This is a genomic window from Fodinicola feengrottensis, assembly GCF_010993775.1.
GTDB classification, from domain to species: domain Bacteria; phylum Actinomycetota; class Actinomycetes; order Mycobacteriales; family HKI-0501; genus Fodinicola; species Fodinicola feengrottensis.
Genome location: NZ_WOTO01000041.1, coordinates 22,722 through 43,943 on the forward strand (window position 1 = coordinate 22,722; position 21,222 = coordinate 43,943).

Below are 21,222 nucleotides of genomic sequence, written 5' to 3' on the forward strand. Positions count from 1 at the left end.
GCTACCGGACGGTGGACAGCGGTCACCTCGCCCGGTCCGTGGAGCTCGGCCGGCCGGTGACCGAGGGCGAGTTGGTGGCCTGGACGCTGCGCGAGTCGCGCATCCCGGTTCAGCTGGATCCGCTGCGGGCGAGTTGGACGTCGAGTGGGGAAACGAACTCGAGTACGACGCGACGCCGGGGGTCAAGGTGGCCGGGCTGGGGACGGCGATCGCCACCGACCTGCAGCGGTTCGGCCTCTCGAGGCATCCTCGGATGCAGGACTACCACGCGGCGATGCTGGCGGAATACAGCCATCGGCGGGACACCTGGTCGGTGCAGGTCGAGGACACCGCGGCAGGTGAGCTGCCGAGCCCGATTCTGCCTTACGGCCCGGGAAAGTGGCGCGAGAGCTGGTACGACATCGCGCTGGCGTACGCGGTGATTCGGCGTAACGGTGGGGTTTTCAGCACCCGTACCGGGTCGCACATCCACGTCTCGGTGAAGTCGTTCGATCAGCAACCGCGCCTGCTGATGAACCTCCTTCTGCATGTGCGGCACCGGCTGGACCTGCTTTACCGGGTCGGCGCGAACGGCCGGCATCACCGTGGCATCCAGTTCGCGACGCCGCTCGATCAGCTGCCGGCCGAAGAGGCCAGCTGGGAGGAGATCGCCCACCTGGCCTCTTCCGCGCTGTCGCTGACGCCGTTGTTGGGCAGCATCGGCGACCCCGAGCGCGACCACGTCGAACTTCGGATCCCGGACGGCATCGACGCCGTCGGGCATCTGCAGTTCCTGGTCCGCGTGCTGCAACGCCTCGTCAAGCTGTCCGCCGTGGCCGGACCAGACAACTACCGGCCACAGCAGCTCGGTCACCATTTCGACGGACGGGTGACCGACGCCGACTCGGCGGGACTCGCCCAGTTGCTGGAGCTGTTCGCGCCGGCCGCGAGCGCGGTCCACGATCAGGCGAGAGCGGTGTGGCAGGCCAGCAGCTGGCAAAAAGGCAACGTGTGGCGACGAGAGGCCTGGTACGGGGTCCAGATCGGCACCAAACCGGATGGCATGGGTACGTACGGTGCTGTCTCAGCGAAGCAACACCAGCGGAACATCGCCGCACTGCTGCGTACGACGGACGGCATGGACCAGCCGGTGGTCGTCTTCCACCACGTTTCCCGTCGCGACAACGTGGCCATCGGGGCGAGCAACTTCGGTGATCTGGAACAGATACTGCGGGAATACCACCTGGACACGCCGCGAGCACTGGTCGTGCTCTTCGAGCCGCGGGGGTCGGACGCGATCCGTGCTGCCGACGAGCTGGCGCTGGCTCAGCTGGCTGACCGGCGCCAGATTCTGCTCGTCCGGCCGTACGGCGTCGCCGACGTGGTGACCGCCGGGCCAGACGGTCTGTCCAGCCCGGGCGGGTGGAGCGTGCGCGAGCCGGGCGGTCGCCTGCGCCGGCTCGCCAGCGTGTTGCGGCGCGATGAGCTGGATGAGCTGGCTGCTCGTACGCCCGAGGCTGCGCTGGCGGAGCTCGCCGACTCGGTGCTGTGGGAACGGCTGGCCGGCGAGCCGGGGGAAGGTGGCGTGCGGTGTCGGGGGGACGCCCCGACGACGGTGCCGCCCGTGGTGGCCCGGACAGGTGCCGTCGCCGCTGGGCGTGGCCGGCCGTTGGTGGTGATGCGGCCCGATCGGACCGGACCGGGTGGCGTACGCCGGTTCTCGGTGGCTCGGCTGGACGCGCTACACGCGATGCTCACCGACGATCCGACGCTGGCGCGTACGGGCGTCCTGCTCGTTGGCGGCGACCCGCTGGCGATCGAACAGGTGCGTCGAGAGCACCGGATGGCGACGATTTTCGAGCTGGCCGGCGATTCCGGCCGGTCGGTCCGGTCCGGCTGGCGGCTGGTCAGTTCGGACGGCCAGCTGCTCTGGCTCGGTGAGGACGTCGACCGCACTACGATTCAGCGGTCCTTCGACCACCTCGACGAGATCCACCGGGCGGAGGGTTCGACGGCCTCCGCCAGCCCGGTTCTGTCCGGGACCGACGCCCATCGAGAGGCCGCACAGCGGATCAGGACCGCGGTCGTGGAGGTCGGGTTCGACCGCGTCGGTGCGTGTGAGGTGTGGGCCGGGGAGGCCGTCGCCGCGATCTTCAAGGGCGGGGTTCGGGTCCTGCGATCCTCCGATGACCTCGGTGTCCGCGACGGCGCTGGCCGGCTGACGACCAGCAGGGTGCTGGCGACTATCCCCGATCGGGAGTTCGTGGCGTCCGGCTCGTTCGCCGACTTGCGGCATCGAGTGGTGAAGGCTGGACCGGGTGCCGTGGCGGCCATCCTGATGGGCCGGCCAGGGACGGCCGGGCACGCCGCCGTCGCGTGGTATGACGGCTCCGGCCTGGTCGTACGGGACGACGAGGGCCGCGAGCAGTTCGTCGCCGATGGCTCGTCGGCCGGTCCGCACGGCTGGTTGTTGGAAGCCGACCTGCGGTCGGCGGTGTTCGATCGCAGGGGCGTGCTCCAGTCGGCACCGCCGGCGGAGCCTGAGTCGGGCTCGACCGTACGAACTCTGCTCGACCCACCCTCAGTGGACGAGGACGGCATCCCGTACACCGGAGGCGGTCTTGAGTTCGAGGCGCTGAGCGTCACGGCGGTCCCGGCGGGCCAGACGGACCTGACTCACGTCGATATGATCAGGGATTCGGCCGACGACAACGAAAACCTGGTGGGATGGGGAGACCACTACAAGATCGTTTTGGACAACGGTTGGCGGCGAGAGGTGCTGGCGGACGGCTCGTGGGAACAAATGTCCGTCAGCACTTTCGAGTTCGTCACCGACAGGTACGCGACCGTGCCCGGCGAGAGAGGCTCGGACGGTCTTTTGCGCCCCGAGTTCGAACAGGTATGGGCATCCTATCGGCGGGGTGTGGAGGCATTCTTCGCCATCCCGAGATACACGAACTGGCCACTTGTCGACCTGCAGACGCCGGAATCGGGGATCACTCTGAGCCGGTTTGGTCAGCGGCTGGGCGCCCTCAACGAAGGACGGCCCACCCAGCTCAGCCAGTGGACGTGGGGTGTCCCGCTGGACAAGCTGTCCGAGATTCTGGGAGTACGCCGAACAAAACTCCGATCGCGTTGGCGCACTGGGTCCGATGCTCGGCGACAGTAGCAGCCTGCTTTCCGATGGTCGTGAGGTCGGCGGAATCATCGCTCAGGAGTTCGCGGATTTCATCGATCGGTCCAGCCTGGGAGTGGATTCGGGGTCGCTGGCACTGGAGCGTCGGACGCTGGCGGGCCTCATGACCGGTGTATATCCGCATCTGGTCGCGCGCTTCTACACCGAGTGGTCCAACCAATCCATCACGAAGTCCTTGATAACCGCGCTGTTTCGGGTCGACTTCGTCGGCATCCACGACGGCCTGCCGCCACTGGTTCATCAGTTCTTCGAAGCCGAGGGCGATCGTGTCAGGGAGATCATCATCGGCTTCCTCAACACCAAGGTCCAGGACAGCGTCGCCTACCACGATTCGTGGGAGGCCGCCGTTGAGCTGGACATGGCGGACGTGGACGCCGACCGCATCGACTTGTTCCTCAACCGTCAACATTCCCATCTGATGAACAACTTGTTGTATGGCAGGACGATGCCGGACGGAACGCCGATCCCGCGAGTCAGCTTGGCGGACTTCTTCGGGCTCAAGTCGTCGCAGGCCGAGCTGGACCATGTCACGGTCGACGGCCGGCCACTGACGCTGCTCGGGATCGAGTTCCGCAGGTGGCGCGGGCGGGGCGGTGGCCTCGGTGCGGTCGGCCGACGGACTCTGGAGTTTCGGGAAAAAATAAGGGAAACGATGGGTGCGGGCAGGTTAACCGACACCGAGGCCGCCAGCCGTAGTCGCGCCGTCGCCCAGATGATCTCCTACCGGGGGCAGGAAAACCGGCGGATCGCCAGAGCGCTGGACGGTTTGGGCGGGGGGGAATGGCGGCGATGCCGCACGTGCCGGCGGCGAACCAGAACCTGGCAGCGGCGCTCCTTGGCCTGCGCCACGCGACCCACGTGCATGAGTCGATGGTCGGGAGCTTCGGTGTCGATGACCACCGTACGGTCAGTGCGGCTCGCCACCTTGATGAGGCCGAGCGGCTTGTCGATGACGCGTACGCGCTGAAAGATCGCGCTCTTTTCGGTGAGTTCGCTGGGTCCACCGATCGTCTTCCCGGCGAACCGATGGAGTTCGGCGGGCTCCGGGATGGCACCGCGGACGACGGTTTTCTGGTGTCGGGTTCGGTGTTGCGCAACGGGAAGGTGTGGCCTGCTGAGAACGTCGTACGAGTGCCGAGTGGGTATTACCTGCGTGGTCCAGACGATGCGGCCGCGGCCAGGGAGTTGGAGGCGGCAGGGCGGTTGCCCAGCCAGCCGGGCTGGGCCGTCTTTTTCGTGCACGGGACCGATGGCAGTCGGGTACGGGTGGGGAATCAGCTGCTGTCGGCGGCGCAGTTCCAGGAATTGGTCCGGTCGCGGCCTGGTACGGCGGGAAAGAAGCTCGCGTTGGTGTCGTGTTTCACCGGCGGACAGGGTATTGGCCAGGGTTTCATGGAACGGCTGGGAGCGCTCTGGGAGCCCGGCGGGTTGGCGGCCGCGACGGCCGTTGGCCAGGACGCGCAGGGCCGGTGGGTTCCCGAAGACGGTCAGTGGATCGACTTCACCGGCGGTACGGTCACACCGCGGGTGGTCGGTGGCGACCTGGTGTCCACCCTCAAGGCGTTGGCCGGGCCGGATCCGCTCGTCACACCGCCGTCCGGACTGCAATGGCAGGGCCGCGTACTCGCGCTCGGTGGCTGGGCAGCGTATCCCTCGCGCCTCGAAGAGCTCAGAGACTGGGCGACGGGGATGAAACGTCCGGTCGTGGCCGTGTACGCGTCGTCGTCGGTGGACAGGAACCGGCTGATGGCGGACCTGGAGACCACGCTGAAGCGGTCCGCCCGGATCGGCGTCCATCCGGTGGTCTACGTGATGGCGGCGCCGGCGGACGAGCTGGAAACCCTCCGGCAGCTCTACCGGCCGGTGGTAGTTCGGCACGACAGCGCTGGCAAGGACGGCGTGACGCGGGTGTGGGCGCCTGACGGCGAGCAGATCCTGCTGGAAGCCGAACTCACGCGAAGCGTGTTCGAGCAGGCTGACCAGCTGCCGGGCGTACCGACCGGGCACGAACTGCCGGCGGTGCTCAACGACTGGCTGTCACTTGACGACTGGCCGGCAAGCGAGGCGTACCTGCGGGCGCATGTCGACGAGCTGACGGCACCTGGACTTCGCCGGCGGCTGGCAGGTCTGCCCGAGGCGGCGCCGTACGAGCTGCTGCTCGATCTGGTGAAGTCCGCCGGACTGTCCGATCCGACGGCCGCCCGGTACGTGCCGGCGCAGCCGTTCAGCCTGACCAACCTGGAGCCGGATTTCGAGCCCGCCGACGCGCCGCTGGACGCGTTCGTCGTCGACCTGCTGACGCCGAAAACGTCCTTGGAAGAACGCAAGCCCTGGCTCGACCGGTTGCTGCGGCTGATCTCCAAAGGCCAGCTGGCTCCGGGCGAGATGGCCATGCTGGCCGCAACCATCGACGATGCCAACGCCGTCGTGTTTGAAGCCGTCGGGAAGGTGCTTGAGCTGGTGCCCGGGCAGGCCGAGCAGCTGACCGAGCGCATCGCCGAGCAGATCACCGCCCCGACCAGGGAATCGCCCAGGATCGTTGACCAGTTGCTCGGTCTGTCCCGGCTGCGGGCGACGGCGACGCCCGGCACGAGCGGCACGCCGTGCCGGCTGGATCCGCAGGACAAGGCCGCCTGGATCTACCGGATGACCGAGGTTCACGAACTGCTGAAGAACAACGAGATGCCCCAGCTGAGCGAACGGCTGAAGAACACCCCGCTGGCCGCTCTCTACCAGCAGCAGGACGGAAGCCGCGAGCATCACGCGTACCTGGTCAACCTGATGATCGAGAGGTTGTCTCTCTGCTATGGCTGACGCCGGCGTACGCATCACGACTGATCGAGGAGGAAGCCGATGAGCCCCAGCCAGGTGATGCTCGAACTCTGCGCGGACAGCCGGCTGGCTCCGCCGCCGGAAACCGGCGGCATGTATCTGCACCTCAACGGCGCGGGCAAGGCTGAGGATGATCCGCACTACGGCGAGGCCAACACGCGACCGCCGATGCCGGAGATCATCCCGCTGAGCCACGGACCGGGCGGGCTCGACAAGTCACTGGTCATGGGCTATCTGGACCGCACTCCGGCGGAGGCGCTCGACCGGAGGGCGTACGTGCCGCTGCTGTCCGTGCAGGGCCGGCTGGACCTTCCCGGTCTCGCCGCGCTGGCCGACGACCTGCGACTGCCCGTCCAGATTCGAGCCGCTCACCTGGTCCCCGGCGGCCAGCCGCTTGGGCTCGCGCAGGACCGTGTGGTGCCACTCGACCAGCACGGCAGAGCCACCTCGCTGGACCGCGCTTGGATGCTGCGAGTGGTGCCGGCCGCCAGCCGCTCGGCCGGTGTGTACGGCGACGTTACGGCCGAGATCGCGGAGATCTGGGCGGACCGGCCGTACCTGTCCGGACGGCTTGTCTTTGGGCCCAACGGCGTCGAGCTCGGCTTGCCGCCGGGGCTGGTCGACCACTCGTACGGACCGGTGCTGGCCGGCTTCGGCCGGCCGCTGGACAGTGCGGACACCGACGCCGTTCGCAGAGCCGGCAGCGAGACCGTCGTGGTCGCTGGGTACGCCGAGCTGCTGCGGCTGTTGGAGTCGCCGACCAGCGGCCGGGGAATCGTCGAAGTCGACGACGAGCAGGGGGTGACCAGGATCTTTATCGGCGACAACGGCCCGCAGGGGGCCGCCGTGATGGACCCAGGCACCGGCCAAGGGGTGGTGCTTGCGCAGAACCGGCAGCAGATCCGGTTCACGCCGTACGTCGGCACCTTGGTTGACCTTCTCCACGAGCTGAGGTTCGGTCCCCAGGGGCAGTCGTCCCGGCCGATCGTTCTCCCGCCCCATGCCACTGTGTACGGCCAACCCACCGGCACTGTCACCCCTGGAATCACCGTGCTTGGCGACGGTGTTCCCGCTTCCTTCCTGGACACCCTGGTCCCGCTGGTCGCGAAGGTCGGCCAGCCGATCGTTGTCCTGGGCAAATTCCAGGCCGATGACAAGCCGCGGCATGAGCTGACCACCCAGCTCGGTTCGTTGTTCGAGCAGCATTTGTGGGCCGGCAAGGTGCCGATCGTCATCAACCGCGGCATGTCCGAGACCAGCGAACTCCACGGCTTCTGGACGGCTACCGAGCCTCGCTGATCCATCAGGTCCCCGGTCGTACCGCCGCGATGCCGGCCGCCGGTGGCCTGGTGTCCTTCCTCGGCAACCCGTGGACAGTTCGTGAAGGGGTCCCCGCGGGGACCCCAGCGGCTGGTCCGGTGCACGACGACCTCACGCTGGATCTGCTGTTGTTCGCCGCTGGCAACCGCCGCCGTACGGTGGGCTCCCCGCCGCCGGAGCCGGTTCAGGAGTTTGTCACCACGCCGTTGACGATCCATTTCGGCGCAGGCTCGCTGCCGGACCTGCCCGTCAGGACACTCGGGCCGGTGGTGCGGCAGGTCGCCGCCCGTGCTCCGTTCTTCGCCGCGCACAGCGCCGCCCTGGACCTGGTCGAGTTGGGTGAGGCTGACGGGGTCGCGTCCTATCTGACCGAGGAAACCGGCCGCGGACAGCAGATTTTCCAGCGACTGCTCGCGGCCCCGGACAAGAGCGCGGCCGGGCGGGAGCAACGCGTACGGCAGCTGGTGCCGCTTTACGCCGCGCTGGCTGGGGGCGAAGCGGCCGACATGGCGAGCCACGCGACCCTGGGCGCGCTCAACGATCTGCTGACCGGGGCGGCGGCGCCGGACGCGGCCGTCCATCGGATCAGCCAGTACAAGAAATACCTGCCACCCGAGGCGAAGGCACCCCTGCTGCTGGGGCTGCGCGACCTCAAGGTGGTCCTGCCAGCGGACCAGGAGGCGCATCTCGACGCGGTGATCACCGCGATCCTGGAATGCTGAAAGTCAGGAAGAGACCGCCGGCCGGCGGGGATGGGCCGGTCCGGCGGGTACGTGCGATGGGCGTTTCGCGTCGAGTTCCGCGCGGAGCGTAGGGACGATTTCCTCGCCGAGGATGTCGAGCTGCTCCAGCACGGTCTTCAGCGGCAGGCCGGCGTGGTCCATCAGCCACAGCTGGCGCTGGTAGTCGCCGAACTGCTCGCGAAAGGTCAGCGTCTTGTCGATGACTTCCTGCGGGCTGCCGACCGACAGCGGCGTCTGGCCCAGGTAACTCTCCAGCGACGGCCCGTGCCCGTACACCGGTGCGTTGTCGAAGTACGGCCGAAACTCGGCGATCGCGTCCTGCGACCTCTTCCGGATGAACGCCTGCCCACCGAGGCCCACGATGGCCTGGTCGGCCGAGCCGTGGCCGTGGTGTTCGTACCGCTGCCTGTACAGCTGAGTCAATTGCTGGAAATGCTCTGTCGGCCAGAAAATGTGATTGGCGAAGAAGCCGTCGCCGTAATAGGCAGCCTGCTCAGCGACTTCCGGGCTGCGGATCGACCCGTGCCACACGAAAGGCGGCACCCCGTCCAACGGTCGTGGTGTCGATGTGAAGCCGTGCAACGGCGTACGAAACCTCCCTTCCCACTCCACCACGTCTTCCCGCCACAACCGATGCAGCAGCTGGTAGTTCTCCGTCGCCAGTTCCATGCTCTGGCGAATATCCTTGCCAAACCACGGAAACACCGGACCGGTGTTGCCGCGGCCCAGCATCAGGTCGACCCGGCCGTCGGTCAGATGCTGCAGCATCGCGAAGTCCTCGGCGATCTTCACCGGGTCGTTCGTGGTGATCAGCGTGGTGGCGGTGGACAGGGTGATCCGGCTGGTCCTGGCCGCCACATACCCGAGCATCGTGGTCGGCGACGACGGCACGAACGGTGGGTTGTGATGCTCGCCGGTCGCGAACACGTCCAGCCCGACTTCCTCCGCCTTGCACGCGATCGAGACCATCGCCTTGATCCGTTCGTGCTCGGACATCGGCACACCGGTGGTGGGATCGGTCGTCACGTCACCGATGGTGAAGATCCCGAACTGCACGGCGAACTCCTACGCGGCTGGCGACGACTTCTCGGGCAGGTGGCCCAGCTCGATGGCCATCCGGGTCAGGTCGGCCTTGTTGTTCACGTTGAGCTTGGCGCGCAGCCGTTTCGCGTACGTGTGCACGGTCGCCTGCGACAGCCCCATCCGCCGCGCGACCTGGGCGTGGGTGTAGCCCAACGCGATCCAGCGCAAGGTCTCGATCTCGCGCGGAGCCAGCCCGCTCGGGTCTTCCTCGACCTGCCGGGACAGCTCGGCCTGAAAGCGGTCGACCAGCCGCGGGCACAGCGAGAAGCCGCCTTCGGCGACGGTCCGCAGGGCCGCCCGTACGGCTGTCTGCTCGCTCTGGCGGGTGATGCAGCCGCGGGCGCCGGCCCGGATCGTGGACAGCAGCGTGGGCGGCTGTTCCCAGGACGCGCACACCAGCGGGCGACCGACGGCCGCGGTCCGCGAGACCAGCTCCAGGCTGGTGGTGGCCAGCTGTGCGGGCAGGTCGACGACCACGATGTCGTACGCGCCCGGCCCGGTCCGGGAGAGGTCGTCCAGCGTGCTGACCGAGTCGGCCACCCACAGGTTCGGGTCCTGGCCGACGAGCCTTTCCATGCCCCCCGGGACACCGGCTGGTCGTCGACGATCGCGACGCTGAACACACGCCCACCTCCACTTGGCACCTCCACAGCGACTGGTTCGCGTCCTTCGCCGCGGGCCGCCGCGAGGTCGCTGCCCCCATGACGGACCGGACCGCACCGGGGTTCACCGATGGGGCACTTTTCTGGTGGCCAGCCGAGTCCCCGAAGAGTGGACAGGCCCGTACTGGCCTGGGGGTACTACCCTCTGGCTAGGTCCTGTCTGGTGAAGTCGCCCCGCTGCGGAGTGAACCCGACGGCCGGTGCGTACGTAATAGGCATGTGGCGTGCCGAAGCGGTCCTGACGCGTTGAGGAACTGATACCGAGTGGACTTCACGGAAGAGCAGCACGTGCGGCTCTCGCTGGGCCCCTACCTGCTGGGCGCGTTGGACGCGACCGAGCGGGTCGAGGTCGAGCGGCATCTCGCCGCCTGCGGACCGTGTCGGGCCGAGTCCGACGAGCTCACCGGGACAGGTGCGGCGCTGGGGCTGTTCTCCGAGCAGGAGTCCCGCGACATCATCGCCGAGTTCGGGATTACCCGCCCGGTCGCTGGTTCCGGACCTCAGGTCACTGACCAGCCGTCGGCCGAACCGGCCCGACCGGCCAAGCCGCCGCCAGGCTCCAGGCGCCCGGGCGGAGTGACCCGGCCGAAGTCCAGGGGGCCGGGTCGGCAGCGGTGGTCTGGCCTGCTCGGCCGGCGTCGACGGGGGACCGGCCTGCTGGGTGTTGCCGCCCTGGTGCTGGTGGTCTTCATCTCGGCGACGATCGTTGTCAGCCTGCTCGTCGGTGATCAGGGCGGCGGCGGCCGGCAGGACCAGGGACCGGTCCGCCTCGCGGCGACCGCGGGCGCCTCGAACGGCGCGACTCTCTCGGTGGTGGCCGTCACGAACGGCACCGGCGTCACGGTCCGGGCGACCGTCTCCGGGCTACGGCCGGACACCACGTACAAGCTCTACGTCGTGACCTTGGATGACCAGACGCGCCAGATCACCACCTGGGTCGGCTCGGCCGCGCCACACGACCTCACCGCGCGACGTGCCGGTCGCGCTGTCGAACCTGGCCTTCTTCACCGTCGCCGGCGCGGACGGCACACCGGTCATCTCGGCGGCCGTCCCGAAGTCACGCTGACGACTCGCCGGTCACCGCGAGAGTCGCTGGAAGAACACCTCAGAAGGCGCCCGCCTCCGGCGGATGTGGGACACCCGCCGGAGCCATCGGGACACCTGCCGGCTGCATATTCGGCTGCATAGTCGGTTGCAGAGTTGACTGGACGGTTGGCTGCATGACCGGCTGCTGAGTTGGCTGGATGGCCGGCTGCATAACTGGCTGCATGACCGGCTGCGTGACCGGCGCGGGAGCTGGTACGGGTGCCGCCGGCGGCGGGGGTGGGGTCGGCCGCGGGTCGGCGACGACGTCGTCCGCGACGGGCCGGATCAGCCTGCGTACGCGGAAGAACAGCAGCACGGCCGAGACGATGCCGACGATCGTCACGATGATCACCGCGGTGATCCGGTCGCGCCCGCCGCCACCACACTGGTGCCGAACCGCTCGGTCGGCGGTGAGATCGACTGCCGCTCCTCGGGCAGCGCGCGGGTGACCGACTCGGCGGGGTTGATCATGCCGAAGCCGTAGTGGCTGTCCGGAACGGCTCCGCTGGACATCCGGTCCGCGGTGACCTCGACGCGATGCACGACCTGGACCGCTGACAGGCCCGGCAGCGCGGCCCGTACCAGCGCGACCTCGGCCGCGACGAAAGCCACCGAGAACTGCGTACCGTTGGCTGGCACCGTCCCGGTGCCGGTGATGCCGAGAGTCGAGACGTTCATGCCGGGAGCGACCACGTTCACCGTGCCGACCTGGTAGGCGGCGGCGAGGCTTCCGTCCACGCCGACGCCACCGACCCGCAGCGTGGCCGCCTTCGCGCCGGCCAGCGCCGGGTTGGTCGATCCTGACGTACCCGCTGCCAACACCACCACGATGTCCCGACCGACTGCCGCCGCGATCGCCTTGGCCACGGCCGGATCGTTGACGTTGACATAGGAGCCGAGCGCGATGACACCGGCTCCGGCCGAGACGGCCACCTGGATGGCCGCGGCCTCGTTCGCCGGGGTCGCGGTCGGGGTGGTCGTCACCACCCGTACAGGCAGCACGGTGGCGTCTGGCGCGACCCCGGACATGGTGCTGCCGCCGGCCGCCTGGGCGACCACGATGCCGGCCATCCCGGTTCCGCTGCCCAGGCAGTCGGTGTTGCCGCGGCCACTGCCGGACACCACGTCCGCGCCGATCGCGATATGCCCGGCCAGCTGCGGCAGGCTGCCGTCCGCACCGGAGTCCACGATCGCGACCAGCTGACCCTTGCCGCGCGTACGGCTCCAGGCCTGGTTCGGGGCGAGCCGAAGCGCCGCCCAGTTGGACGGGGAAGTCGAACTGGCCGCGGCGGCGCAGTGGCCACCGAGGTTCACCGGCTTGGGTGGCGGCGCGGTCGGCAACGCTCCCGGATTGCCCGGTGGGGCTTCTCGCGCGCGCCGCTGCCGGGTCCGCTCTTGGGCACTGGCTGGCCGTTGGCCGGCGGGCTGCTGCCCGGGCCGGGAGCGGCGGCCGGTGGCGGCCCACCAGCGGGCAGCAGACCGTACTGCACGCCGGCGCCCACCGCGTCCCACGGCAGCACCATCTCCCCCCCTGGTGCAGCGAGTCGTTCGCCTTGGCGAGCTTCCCGCCGTCGCCCTGCGACCGGCCGACGTTGAGGTTGTAGATGTCGCCCGACCGGTTCGCGGTGCCCAGGAACCGCTGGGCCAGCTCGCTGAGATTCTCCGGCGAGCCCTGGTAAGTGCCGGTCACCGTGTAGTACTTCACGTATTGCGAGCTGTCCGGGTCGGCCACTGCCGGACTGCTGAGCATGACAACGGCAAGTGCCGTGACCAGCCCGAACACCGTCCGTCCGGCGGCCCGGCGGGGGGACCACTCGCGCTCATCTGGTGAGCCGCCAGCGCTGGTCCTGCGCGGTCGGCTGCCGATGATACTGGTCGATGGTGCCGGCGTCGGAGGTGTTGTCGTCGTCGCCGTACACGTCCAGCACCGCGCCGGAACCGCGGTTGGCGATCCAGAACGAGCCGTTCGGCGCGTACTGGAACTGCCACTGCTGGCCGTCGGAGTCGCTGGGGTCGTTTTGGACGATCTGGGCGCTGTCGTCGTGCGAGTCGCCCTTCACGGCCAACGCCTTGCCGCTGTAGCCGTTGATGATCTGGTAGTAGCCGGACTTGCCGACCGGTACGAGCCGCCAGAACTGGTCCTTGGCGCGCTGGTTGTGCCACTGCTGGACGTTCACGCCGGCGGACGGGTTGTTGTCGTCGCCCGGTATGTCCAGCACCAGCCCGCTCCAGGCGTTCGTGATCTGGTACGAGACCGACGTGTCGAACTGTGGCGCGGGGGGCTTGGGCGGCGCTGGTTTGCCGGACGCGGGCGGCGCTGGCGGCGCGGGCGAGGCTGGCTGGCTGGCTGACGGGCTTGGTGATGGAGCCTTGCCCGGAGTCAGCCTCGGGTCCTTCGCGTAGTAGTCCACATACGTCTGCGCGAGGTTCGTGTCGCCCTGCAGCTTCGCCGACTTGGGCACGCCACCGGCCTCGCGAACGGCGGTCGCACCCCATTGGAAGGCGGCCAGCGCGAGTTTGTACGGGTCGCCGCCGGCCAGCGGGGAAAGCTGGCTGGACAGGTCGCACAGGGCGCTACCGAGCCGCTCGATCGCCGAGTCCGGGTTCCACGGCGAGTCGAGCGCCGACTGCGCGTACTGCTTCCAGACCTCAGGCGGGAACTGGGCGATGCCCTGCGCGCCGCTGGCGGATTGCTTGTTCGGGTCGAAGCCGGAGGCGGCCATCAGCTGAGAGGCGATCTTTGCCGGCGTCACCGCCGGGCAGATCCGGCCGGCCTTGAGCACCGCCGCGACGTACTGGTCAGGGACGGCTTTGGCCTGCGGGGCAGCCATTTGCGGGCCGGGACCGCCGACATACGTTCCCGGGGCCTGGAAGTCGCTCTGCTGGGCATACCAGTCGGCGTACGTGCCAACGGTTTCGACGTAGGCCTTCGCGTCGGCCGGAATTCCCTTCGCGTCGAGCACGGCCTGCAGGCCGGTCTTGGACGCCGCGACCGCCGTTCGCCACGGGTCCTCGGTCATCCCCGGCGGCGGCGCGTACCTGGCCGATCAGCTCACAGGTCTGGTGGGCCAGCGCGACGATGTTGTTGGCGCGCCGGTCGTCGCGGTCCGCGTCCGGCCACGGCAACCACTTTCGCCACTGGCTCGGGTCGAGGCCGTCGACGGTCGGCCCACCGGAGGCGCCGGAGTCGAAGGCGCCGGTCGCCATCAGTTGGGCGGCGACCTTGGGACCGGACAGCGCCGGGCAGGACAACGCCGCGCTCTGGATGGTCGGCAGGTCGACGGCCGGCACCGGCGTGCCGGTCAGCTCGTGGGTGCCCGCGAGGACCGGGTTGTACGTGGAAAATCCCTGAGTGGCGAACAGCACGGCCACCACCACCAGTGCGAGCGTGGCGGTCAGCCACCAGACCCGCATCAGCGCGCGAAGCGGTCGTTCGGCGCGGGTCGGAGTGGTTGCCCGCCGGAAGAGCCTTCGAATGGCCGTCAGTCTCACAGTTCCTTCTCCGGTTTCCCCACGCTGGTGGATCCCTCACATCGATGCAGCCTTACGACGATGCAGCCCGTCCGTTGGTTCACCCCACGGCCCAAAAAGTGAGATCGGCCCCAGCGGCCGGGTCGTACGAGGTTGCCCGCGCGACCACGCGGGTGGGTGAGACAGGCCGCTGGCGGCGAGTTCTCATGTTCCCTCACAAGGCCACTGAACCGTCCAGAGCAGCAGCTCGTTGGGCGTTGCCGCTGGTTGTGCGTGCTGGCTGTGCTTGTCGTGAGCGGCCCGCGTTCCTCGAGCCCCGCCGTGGCGGTCAAGTTATCAGATCCGTCCCGGTTCTTGCTTGTACTTGCTGTAATATACCGGTTAAGCAAGCGACTGTGGAACGGTACTGAAAACGTTGTCAGAGTGAAAAAATCTTTCGGCCTCGGAACTGGCCCGGGTCGGCGATCCGGATGCTGTCGTACGTCCCCTGGATCCTGGTTACGTCATGCCGGCACCAGTGCTGATCGGGGCTGTCCTGGTGGTCGCTGTGCTCGCCGTGGTTGCCTTTGCTATCGAGGGAAAGCTCGTACGGTCCGAAAGCGCGGCGCCGCGATCGTGGCCGCTCTTTGGATCCGCTCTGGCCGCCGGCTTCGCGGCGCTCGGGATTCTCGTCGACCGCGGCACTTTATCCCGCACTGGACGTCGAGTGCGGGACAAAGTGCGCCACTCAGCGACCAGCGCCACACCAATGCCTGTGTCGGATCGCGGCTCAGTGGTCCGAGCTCATCAGTCGCGTTCGTATTCCGAGCTGAACCTGGCCTTCTTTGCCTCGCCCCACAAGGGATGCTGGTCATCAATGTCAAGCGCCTTCAAGAGCAGGCCAGGATCGTCGATGATGAACAGATCTGATGCGCGCCTGCCTGGCCATACGGCATAGAGCGTGACCCGGCATTCAGCGGCTTGCATCGCTAGAAATTCCAACCCGGCACGGCTGTCGTCGCGAGCAAACATCGGTCCGTCCGGAGTCAGGATGAAATAGCAGATCCGGTCGTCTTCGTACGGGAATGGTGACATGCTTGCTTTTCTGGGTGATCCCGTCGCGTAACGCCAGTCCATCTCTTCTCCTCTTCTCGCCACGGCGGCGCCAGAACTGAGAACCGCGGAAATACGTGTCCGTTGTCGTCAGCCCGCAATGAGATCCCGGACGAGCGCGGCCACTGCGATGAGGACGCCCGCAACTCCAACCGCCATCATGATCCAGTCGTAGTTGTCGCGTCCGCCGGCGGGTTGTGGCGTGCCGGCGCCGCCGGGCGATGGTTGCGGCTCAGGCATGGTGCCGAAGAAGTCGCGACGCCACATGAGGGTCGGGAGTCCGGCGAATCCGCTGCCGCGAGCCAGCACAGGGATGCTCTTCTTGTATCCGGTGTGGAAATCGCAGGTGCCGAGCAATCCACGTACGCGCCATAGACACGGCCGGTGGCGGATCGTCTCCACGCGGCATCGAGTTAACCGCACCCACAGCAGGTAGAAGGCCAGGATGCCGGTGAAGATCGTCGCCGGCCACCATGCTCGCTGCCACAGTAAAATCCCGATAACGACAGTGAGCAGGCTGCCCCAAGCGCGAAATCGCGTCCACCGTCTACGGCGTCGACGTCCCATATGTTTCCCCGCAAACCGTCACGCATACGTTCCGAGACCTAACTTTATGTCAGGTTGGGTTAACTGTCCTAGAAACAGCCAAATTCTCGGGTTTTCTGTCGTGATCGGCGACGGCGCTTGCCAGTGCGAGCGGGACCGTCGACCGCTATCTGGACGTCTGCGAGCGTGGATCCATGGACGAGGAGGTGGTCGGGGCCTGATTCGTTGCCCTTAAAGGACAAGATGAAGGCCAAGCCCGTACGGCGGGGTGGGGGGTGGGGTCTGGGGGCTCCGCCCCAGGAAAAAACAACGATGTTCCGACAAACGCGCGAATGGCGTGCTCACCGAGCACGCCATTCGCAGAGAAACAAGTGCGCCGTCAGGGACTCGAACCCCAAACCCGCTGGTTAAGAGCCAGCTGCTCTGCCAATTGAGCTAACGGCGCAGACAGCGGGTTTCCCCTTGCCTGTGATCAGTTACGATAGCAGCCTGAACGGGCGGGGTGGGACCAGGGTGGCATGAGGGGCTCCGATCTGGGGCTCAGGCAACCTGTCGGCCACTTCGGACGTCGTACTGCTAGAGGCAGGGTGCCAAACTCTTGCCGGGCACAGCGGAGTGCCACCGACAGTCCGGTCACCCCGCTGCCGGCTGGGCGCGCGCCCGTGTAGTTACATATCTTCGGGCATCGGTCTAGATCGGGGTTATTCATGCAGGGACTCAAGCGCTGGTCGACAGTCGCGGTGACGGGTGCGGCGGTCATCGCCCTCTCTCTCTCACCGGCTGCTCGAAGCCGGCCAGCACCGGCGATACCAAGCAGGCCGCCGGCACTCAGACAGGCACTCCGAAGGCGGCTCCGGCCAGCCTGACGATCACGCCGGCCACCGGCGCCGCGAAGATCAGCACCCGGCCGGACGTGAAGATCGCTACCGACGGCAAGGTCTCCGAGGTCGTGGTCACCAACGACAAGAACGAAACTGTCGCGGGCGCGGTCTCCGACGATGGCGTCTGGAAGCCGAACAACCAACTGGCGTACGGCACGAAGTACAGCGTGGCCGCGACGGCCACCAACAAGGACGGCGCGCCGACCAAGGCCACCTCCGCCTTCACCACGATGTCCGCGCCCGGCAAGACCAACGGCGTCGACTTCTATGTGGAGAACGGCGCGAAGGTCGGTGTCGGCCTCCCCATCGTCTTCAAGTTCACCTACTCGGTGCCGACCGCTTCCCGCACCGCGGTGCAGAAGGCGATGTCGATCCGGACCAGCCAGCCCGATCGCCGGCGCGTGGCGCTGGGTCGGCTCCGACGAGCTGCACTTTCGGCCGCAGGAATACTGGCCGGCCGGCACCAAGATCGCGGTGAAGTCCGGGATCGGTGGCGTGGACATGGGCAACGGTCGGTACGGGAACCGGGGACCGCTCGCTGTCGCTGACCGTTGGCCCGAAGCAGATCCTCGAGGTCGACAACAAGACGCACGTCGCGAAGGCGTACCAGAACGACAAGCTGCTCAGGAGCATGCCGGCATCGCTCGGCAAGCGCAGCACCCCGTCGTCGTCGGGCACCATGGTGGTCATCAACACCAGCCAGAAGGTGACGATGGACTCGTCGACCTATGGCGTCACCAAAGGCATGCCGGGCTATTACAAGGAAGACGTGTATTGGGACGTGCGCTACACGTGGACCGGTGAGTTCGTGCACGGCGCTCCGTGGTCGGTCGACGACCAGGGCAACAGCAACGTCTCGCATGGCTGTGTGAACCTGAGCACCACCAACGCGAAGTGGTTCTTCAACCTGACCCAGCCGGGTGACCTGATCCACATCATCAACACGGTGCACACCGTCACCCCGAACGACGGCTTCACCGACTGGCAGCTGACCTGGGACAACTACCTCAAGGGCGGCACCGCCTACACGACGGTGCAGATGTAGCAGGCGAGCGTACGAGGAAGGCCGACTCGGCAACGAGTCGGCCTTTTTCCTCGCCAAGGGACAACAAAAAAGCCGACTCCAGGGGAGAGTCGGCTCTTCTTGTCGAGATGGGGTGACTGAGGGGACTTGAACCCCCGGCATCCGGGACCACAACCCGGCGCTCTACCAGCTGAGCTACAGCCACCATGCGCGACTTGCTACGACAGCATAGCGAGTCGCTGACAAGCGGTGAGAAGGTGGGGGATCAGTTTCCGGCGGTGTCCGCGACCACCTGGGCGGCGATCGCCTTGGCGGTGTCCACGTCCGGGCCTGGAGGCGCCACGAAGACCGCTCGGCGGTAGTACGCGAGCTCGCGGATGCTTTCCTTGATGTCGGCCAGCGCGCGGTGTGAGAGGCCCTTCTCCGGCTGTCCGTAGTAGACGCGTGGATACCACCGGCGGCAGAGCTCCTTGATGGACGACACGTCGACCATCCGGTAGTGCATGTGGGCGTCCAGCTCCGGCATGTAGCGGGCCAGGAAGCCGCGGTCGGTGGCGATCGAGTTGCCACACAGCGGCGCGCTGCCGGGCTCCGGCACGAACTGGCGCAGGTAGTCGAGCACCTGCTTCTCCGCCTCCGCGAGGGTGACGGTGGACGCCCGTACCTCCTCTGTCAGCCCGGATTTCTGGTGCATCTGGTGCACCACCTCAACCATCGAGTCCAGGGCGGCGTCGTCGGCGTGGATCACCACGTCGACACCGTCCCCGAGAATGGTCAGGTCCGAGTCGGTCACCAGAGCAGCCACTTCGATGAGTTGGTCATGCTCGGTGTCCAAGCCGGTCATCTCACAGTCGATCCATACCAGCCGGTCATTCACGCCGGAGAGCCTACGTTCCGCGGCTCGGCCGCGCAGACCCGACCCGCGATATTTGTGGTCAGGTTTCGTTTTCTCCCGTTTTGCCGTCAGTTCCCGATTGGCTCCGGTGGCCGGCTGGCCCGCTCGTCGTACGCGGTGCGAGCGGCCAGGATCTCGGTGACATTCAGGTCGGCCCAGTGCCCGACCGCGTGCAGCAGGTCCGCGGCGCCCAGGCCCAGTCTGGTCAGCGAATACTCGACGCGTGGCGGCATGGTCGGATAGACCGTACGAGTCACCAGGCCGTCTCGTTCCAGCGTACGCAGCGTCTGCGTTAGGACCTTCTGGGTGAGTCCCTGAAGCCGCCGGCGAAGCTCGTTGAAACGCATGGGCTCGACGTTGAGCTGCAAGGTGCTCATCACCAGCATGGTCCACTTGTTGGCGAGCACTTCCACGATCGTACGCGCCGGACAGACGCTCAGATATTGGCCGACCAGGTCGGCTGAGCGCTTCCAGTCCTGCTCAGCAACGGTATCCATAAGGTACCTGGATATCACCAAGGTGCCTTCTTCACAAGAGTGCCCAAGCGCACCGAAGATAACTGAGCAACCTCTTGCCGATCATCTTGGAGCGTTTTGATGCGTGCGATAAGCCAGCAAGCCTTTGGTGGATCTGACGTCCTGCAACCGGTGGACCTGGACCGGCCGCGGCCGGCCGCCGGGCAGATCCTGGTCCGGGTACGGGCCGCCGGAGTCAACCCGGCGGACTGGAAGATCCGGTCTGGTCTCGTCCCGCTCTTCGGCGAACCGCCGTTCGTCCTCGGCCTGGATGCCGCCGGCGTCGTCGAGGAGCTTGGCGAGGGCGTCACCCGTTTTCAGCCCGGCGACGAGGTTTACGGACTCCCGTTCCCGAATGCCGGTGCGTACGCCGAATTCCTGGTCGCCCCCGCGGAAACCTTCGCCCTCAAACCGAAAACCCTCGACTACGTGCAGTCTGCGGCGATCCCTACGGCGGTTCTGACAGCTGGTCAGTCGCTTGCGGTCGCCGGCTCGCTGCAGGGCCGCCGGGTGCTGATCCAGGCCGCGGCCGGTGGCGTCGGACATATGGGCGTACAGCTCGCCAAGCTGGGGCGGCGCGTACGTCATCGGCACCGCCCGCGCTGTCAACGCCGATTTCGTCCGCGATCTCGGCGCCGACGAGGTCATCGACTACACGACGACCGACATCAGCGAGTTGCGCGACATCGACGTGGTCGTGGAGAACGCCGGCGGCGCGGCTTCCGTACGCTCGCTGCGAACTCTCAGGCCAGGTGGTCTTTTCCTGCACGTTGCCGGTCCCGGTCTCGATGTCACCGAAGAGCAAGCGACTGCTCGTGGCGTTCGATTCCAGGACTTCTATGTGGCGCCAGTGGGCACGGACCTGGAGAACTACGCGGCGCTGATCGATAACGGCAAGTTGCGGGTGCACGTGGACCAGGTGTTCGCACTCGAAGATGCGGCCAAAGCTCATGAACTCGGCGAGACGAATCGTACGCGCGGCAAGATCGTGTTGGCTTTGTAAACCGAATCCTCATCCTACGTGACCGCTGACTGGGTGCGGTAGAAGTCAGCGGCGGCGATGGTGGCGGGGACCCCGAGTTCGGTGGCGACCGCGGTGATCGCGGCGTCGCCGATCGAGAGGTCGGCCTGGCCGCCGGGCCGGAAATACGGTGCGATGAACCGCTCGTAGTGGGCTCGGATCTCGTCCGCGGTGTGGCCGCCGAGGAACGTTTCGAGGTGCCGCAGGGTGGTGTCGGGGTCGTCGTGGATCACCCGCACCGCGCGTCGGTGCGCCCGTACGACGGCTTGCACGGCGGGATCGTCCGGCCGAATGTGGGTGGTGTCGACGGCGAGGCCCACGGTTGGGATCTGGAAGTGGTCGCCGACCCAGGCCAGCACCTGCCAGCCGAACTCGGCGGCCACCGCCTCCGGTGCCATGGTGCTGCCGACGAAAGCCGCGTCGACAGTCCCGTCGCGGAGGTGGCGCAGGTCCATGCCGTAATCGCCTGGCGCCCGTACGACCGTGTGGAGGTCACGGTCGGGGTCCAGGCCGGCCCGCCGCAGCACGATCCGGGCGAAGCAGCCGGGTGCGGTGTGCGGGGCGTGTACGGCGAGCCGCCGGCCGGCCAGGTCGGTCAGCGAGGTGAGGCCGGGGCGGGCGAGGAACCAGAACAGCGGGCGGTGGGTGTTGACGGTGAGCGCGACCCACGGAGTGCCGCTGGAGAGCCGGGAGAGCAGGGCCCGGCCGAGCCCGATGGTGGCGCAGCCGCGCAGCCGCTCCTCACTCCAGGTGCAACCGTCGTGCAAGGCGACCCGTACGTCCTCATCGGCGTAAAAGCCTTCCTGGTCGGCGATATAGGCGGCCAGTTCCTCGTGCAGGCCCCGCCCGACGTACGCGAGATCGATGGTGTTCATG

General features: G+C 67.5%; 20 protein-coding genes, 2 tRNA genes and 2 pseudogenes. 10 read left to right on the top strand and 14 right to left on the bottom strand.

Annotation, left to right across the window (positions count from 1 at the left end):
- The first annotated feature begins 133 nt into the window (after window positions 1-133).
- The 5 genes from GNX96_RS31780 to GNX96_RS31800 are packed head-to-tail and all read left to right on the top strand — an operon-like array spanning window position 134 to window position 8,049.
- Complete coding sequence (locus GNX96_RS31780) at window positions 134-3,148, top strand: hypothetical protein (protein WP_279582034.1); 3,015 nt, start codon at window positions 134-136, stop codon at window positions 3,146-3,148.
- On the top strand, window positions 3,132-4,142 hold the full coding sequence (locus GNX96_RS31785) for a hypothetical protein (RefSeq protein WP_163571688.1): 1,011 nt from the start codon (window positions 3,132-3,134) through the stop codon (window positions 4,140-4,142). The genes GNX96_RS31780 and GNX96_RS31785 overlap by 17 nt, the downstream gene beginning before the upstream one ends.
- The gene (locus tag GNX96_RS31790) at window positions 4,046-5,989 is read left to right on the top strand and encodes a hypothetical protein (RefSeq protein ID WP_163571689.1); all 1,944 of its coding nucleotides are present in this window, start codon (window positions 4,046-4,048) and stop codon (window positions 5,987-5,989) included. The genes GNX96_RS31785 and GNX96_RS31790 overlap by 97 nt, the downstream gene beginning before the upstream one ends.
- 39 nt (window positions 5,990-6,028) lie before the next feature.
- Window positions 6,029-7,306, top strand: a complete 1,278-nt coding sequence (locus GNX96_RS31795; RefSeq protein ID WP_163571690.1) for a hypothetical protein — start codon at window positions 6,029-6,031, stop codon at window positions 7,304-7,306.
- 29 nt (window positions 7,307-7,335) lie between these two features.
- Window positions 7,336-8,049 carry a hypothetical protein gene (locus tag GNX96_RS31800; RefSeq protein WP_163571691.1) on the top strand — a complete coding sequence of 238 codons (714 nt, stop codon included), beginning with the start codon at window positions 7,336-7,338 and terminating at the stop codon, window positions 8,047-8,049.
- Between the two features lie 3 nt (window positions 8,050-8,052).
- On the opposite strand, the gene GNX96_RS31805 is transcribed toward GNX96_RS31800, so the two are convergent.
- Window positions 8,053-9,126: an LLM class flavin-dependent oxidoreductase gene (locus GNX96_RS31805; protein WP_163571692.1), complete on the bottom strand. Its 1,074-nt coding sequence runs from the start codon at window positions 9,124-9,126 to the stop codon at window positions 8,053-8,055.
- Window positions 9,127-9,135: 9 nt separating this feature from the next.
- Window positions 9,136-9,729 carry a helix-turn-helix transcriptional regulator gene (locus GNX96_RS31810; RefSeq protein WP_163571693.1) on the bottom strand — a complete coding sequence of 198 codons (594 nt, stop codon included), beginning with the start codon at window positions 9,727-9,729 and terminating at the stop codon, window positions 9,136-9,138.
- Between the two features lie 374 nt (window positions 9,730-10,103).
- Here GNX96_RS31810 and GNX96_RS31815 point away from each other — a divergent pair, with 374 nt between their 5' ends.
- Window positions 10,104-11,003 carry a zf-HC2 domain-containing protein gene (locus GNX96_RS31815; protein ID WP_163571694.1) on the top strand — a complete coding sequence of 300 codons (900 nt, stop codon included), beginning with the start codon at window positions 10,104-10,106 and terminating at the stop codon, window positions 11,001-11,003.
- Here the strand turns inward: GNX96_RS31815 and GNX96_RS31820 are convergent.
- From GNX96_RS31820 to GNX96_RS31850, 8 genes are all read right to left on the bottom strand, one after another.
- Entirely contained in the window at window positions 10,921-11,253 is a 333-nt protein-coding gene (locus tag GNX96_RS31820) for a hypothetical protein (RefSeq protein ID WP_163571695.1), read from the bottom strand. The two genes, GNX96_RS31815 and GNX96_RS31820, sit on opposite strands and share 83 nt — an antisense overlap.
- Complete coding sequence (locus GNX96_RS31825) at window positions 11,250-12,242, bottom strand: S8 family serine peptidase (RefSeq protein WP_279582035.1); 993 nt, start codon at window positions 12,240-12,242, stop codon at window positions 11,250-11,252. Before GNX96_RS31825 ends, GNX96_RS31820 begins: the two co-directional genes overlap by 4 nt.
- Window positions 12,212-12,424 (bottom strand): hypothetical protein, encoded by a 213-nt coding sequence (locus GNX96_RS56840; RefSeq protein ID WP_279582036.1) that lies wholly within the window; start codon window positions 12,422-12,424, stop codon window positions 12,212-12,214. Before GNX96_RS56840 ends, GNX96_RS31825 begins: the two co-directional genes overlap by 31 nt.
- 297 nt (window positions 12,425-12,721) lie before the next feature.
- Complete coding sequence (locus GNX96_RS31830; RefSeq protein ID WP_163571697.1) at window positions 12,722-13,732, bottom strand: RICIN domain-containing protein; 1,011 nt, start codon at window positions 13,730-13,732, stop codon at window positions 12,722-12,724.
- Window positions 13,701-14,393, bottom strand: a complete 693-nt coding sequence (locus tag GNX96_RS31835) for a hypothetical protein (protein WP_163571698.1) — start codon at window positions 14,391-14,393, stop codon at window positions 13,701-13,703. The genes GNX96_RS31830 and GNX96_RS31835 overlap by 32 nt, the downstream gene beginning before the upstream one ends.
- A gap of 765 nt (window positions 14,394-15,158) precedes the next feature.
- The gene (locus tag GNX96_RS31840) at window positions 15,159-15,488 is read right to left on the bottom strand and encodes a hypothetical protein (RefSeq protein WP_163571699.1); all 330 of its coding nucleotides are present in this window, start codon (window positions 15,486-15,488) and stop codon (window positions 15,159-15,161) included.
- A 66-nt stretch (window positions 15,489-15,554) separates the two neighbouring features.
- Window positions 15,555-16,031 carry a hypothetical protein gene (locus GNX96_RS31845; RefSeq protein ID WP_163571700.1) on the bottom strand — a complete coding sequence of 159 codons (477 nt, stop codon included), beginning with the start codon at window positions 16,029-16,031 and terminating at the stop codon, window positions 15,555-15,557.
- Window positions 16,032-16,382: 351 nt separating this feature from the next.
- Window positions 16,383-16,455 (bottom strand) — tRNA-Lys (locus GNX96_RS31850).
- A gap of 450 nt (window positions 16,456-16,905) precedes the next feature.
- On the opposite strand from GNX96_RS31850, the pseudogene GNX96_RS31855 reads away from it, so the two are divergent.
- Window positions 16,906-17,265: pseudogene (locus GNX96_RS31855) on the top strand (Ig-like domain-containing protein); the annotation flags it as partial.
- A 116-nt stretch (window positions 17,266-17,381) separates the two neighbouring features.
- On the top strand, window positions 17,382-17,936 hold the full coding sequence (locus GNX96_RS31860; protein ID WP_163571702.1) for a L,D-transpeptidase: 555 nt from the start codon (window positions 17,382-17,384) through the stop codon (window positions 17,934-17,936).
- A gap of 108 nt (window positions 17,937-18,044) precedes the next feature.
- On the opposite strand, the gene GNX96_RS31865 is transcribed toward GNX96_RS31860, so the two are convergent.
- From GNX96_RS31865 to GNX96_RS31875, 3 genes are all read right to left on the bottom strand, one after another.
- A tRNA-His gene (locus GNX96_RS31865) sits at window positions 18,045-18,120 on the bottom strand.
- 60 nt (window positions 18,121-18,180) lie between these two features.
- A complete protein-coding gene (orn, locus tag GNX96_RS31870) occupies window positions 18,181-18,792 on the bottom strand; it encodes an oligoribonuclease (RefSeq protein ID WP_163571703.1) in 612 nt (203 codons plus the stop codon).
- A gap of 86 nt (window positions 18,793-18,878) precedes the next feature.
- A complete protein-coding gene (locus GNX96_RS31875; RefSeq protein ID WP_163571704.1) occupies window positions 18,879-19,307 on the bottom strand; it encodes a winged helix-turn-helix transcriptional regulator in 429 nt (142 codons plus the stop codon).
- 99 nt (window positions 19,308-19,406) lie between these two features.
- Between GNX96_RS31875 and GNX96_RS56845 the strand changes: the two are divergent.
- Together GNX96_RS56845 and GNX96_RS56850 are read left to right on the top strand one after the other, a co-directional pair.
- Window positions 19,407-19,679 (top strand): annotated as a pseudogene (locus GNX96_RS56845) (alcohol dehydrogenase catalytic domain-containing protein); the annotation flags it as partial.
- Between the two features lie 178 nt (window positions 19,680-19,857).
- Window positions 19,858-20,328 (top strand): zinc-binding dehydrogenase, encoded by a 471-nt coding sequence (locus GNX96_RS56850; RefSeq protein ID WP_279582037.1) that lies wholly within the window; start codon window positions 19,858-19,860, stop codon window positions 20,326-20,328.
- A gap of 14 nt (window positions 20,329-20,342) precedes the next feature.
- On the opposite strand, the gene GNX96_RS31885 is transcribed toward GNX96_RS56850, so the two are convergent.
- Window positions 20,343-21,221, bottom strand: a complete 879-nt coding sequence (locus GNX96_RS31885) for an ABC transporter substrate-binding protein (protein ID WP_163571705.1) — start codon at window positions 21,219-21,221, stop codon at window positions 20,343-20,345.
- Window position 21,222 lies beyond the last annotated feature (1 nt).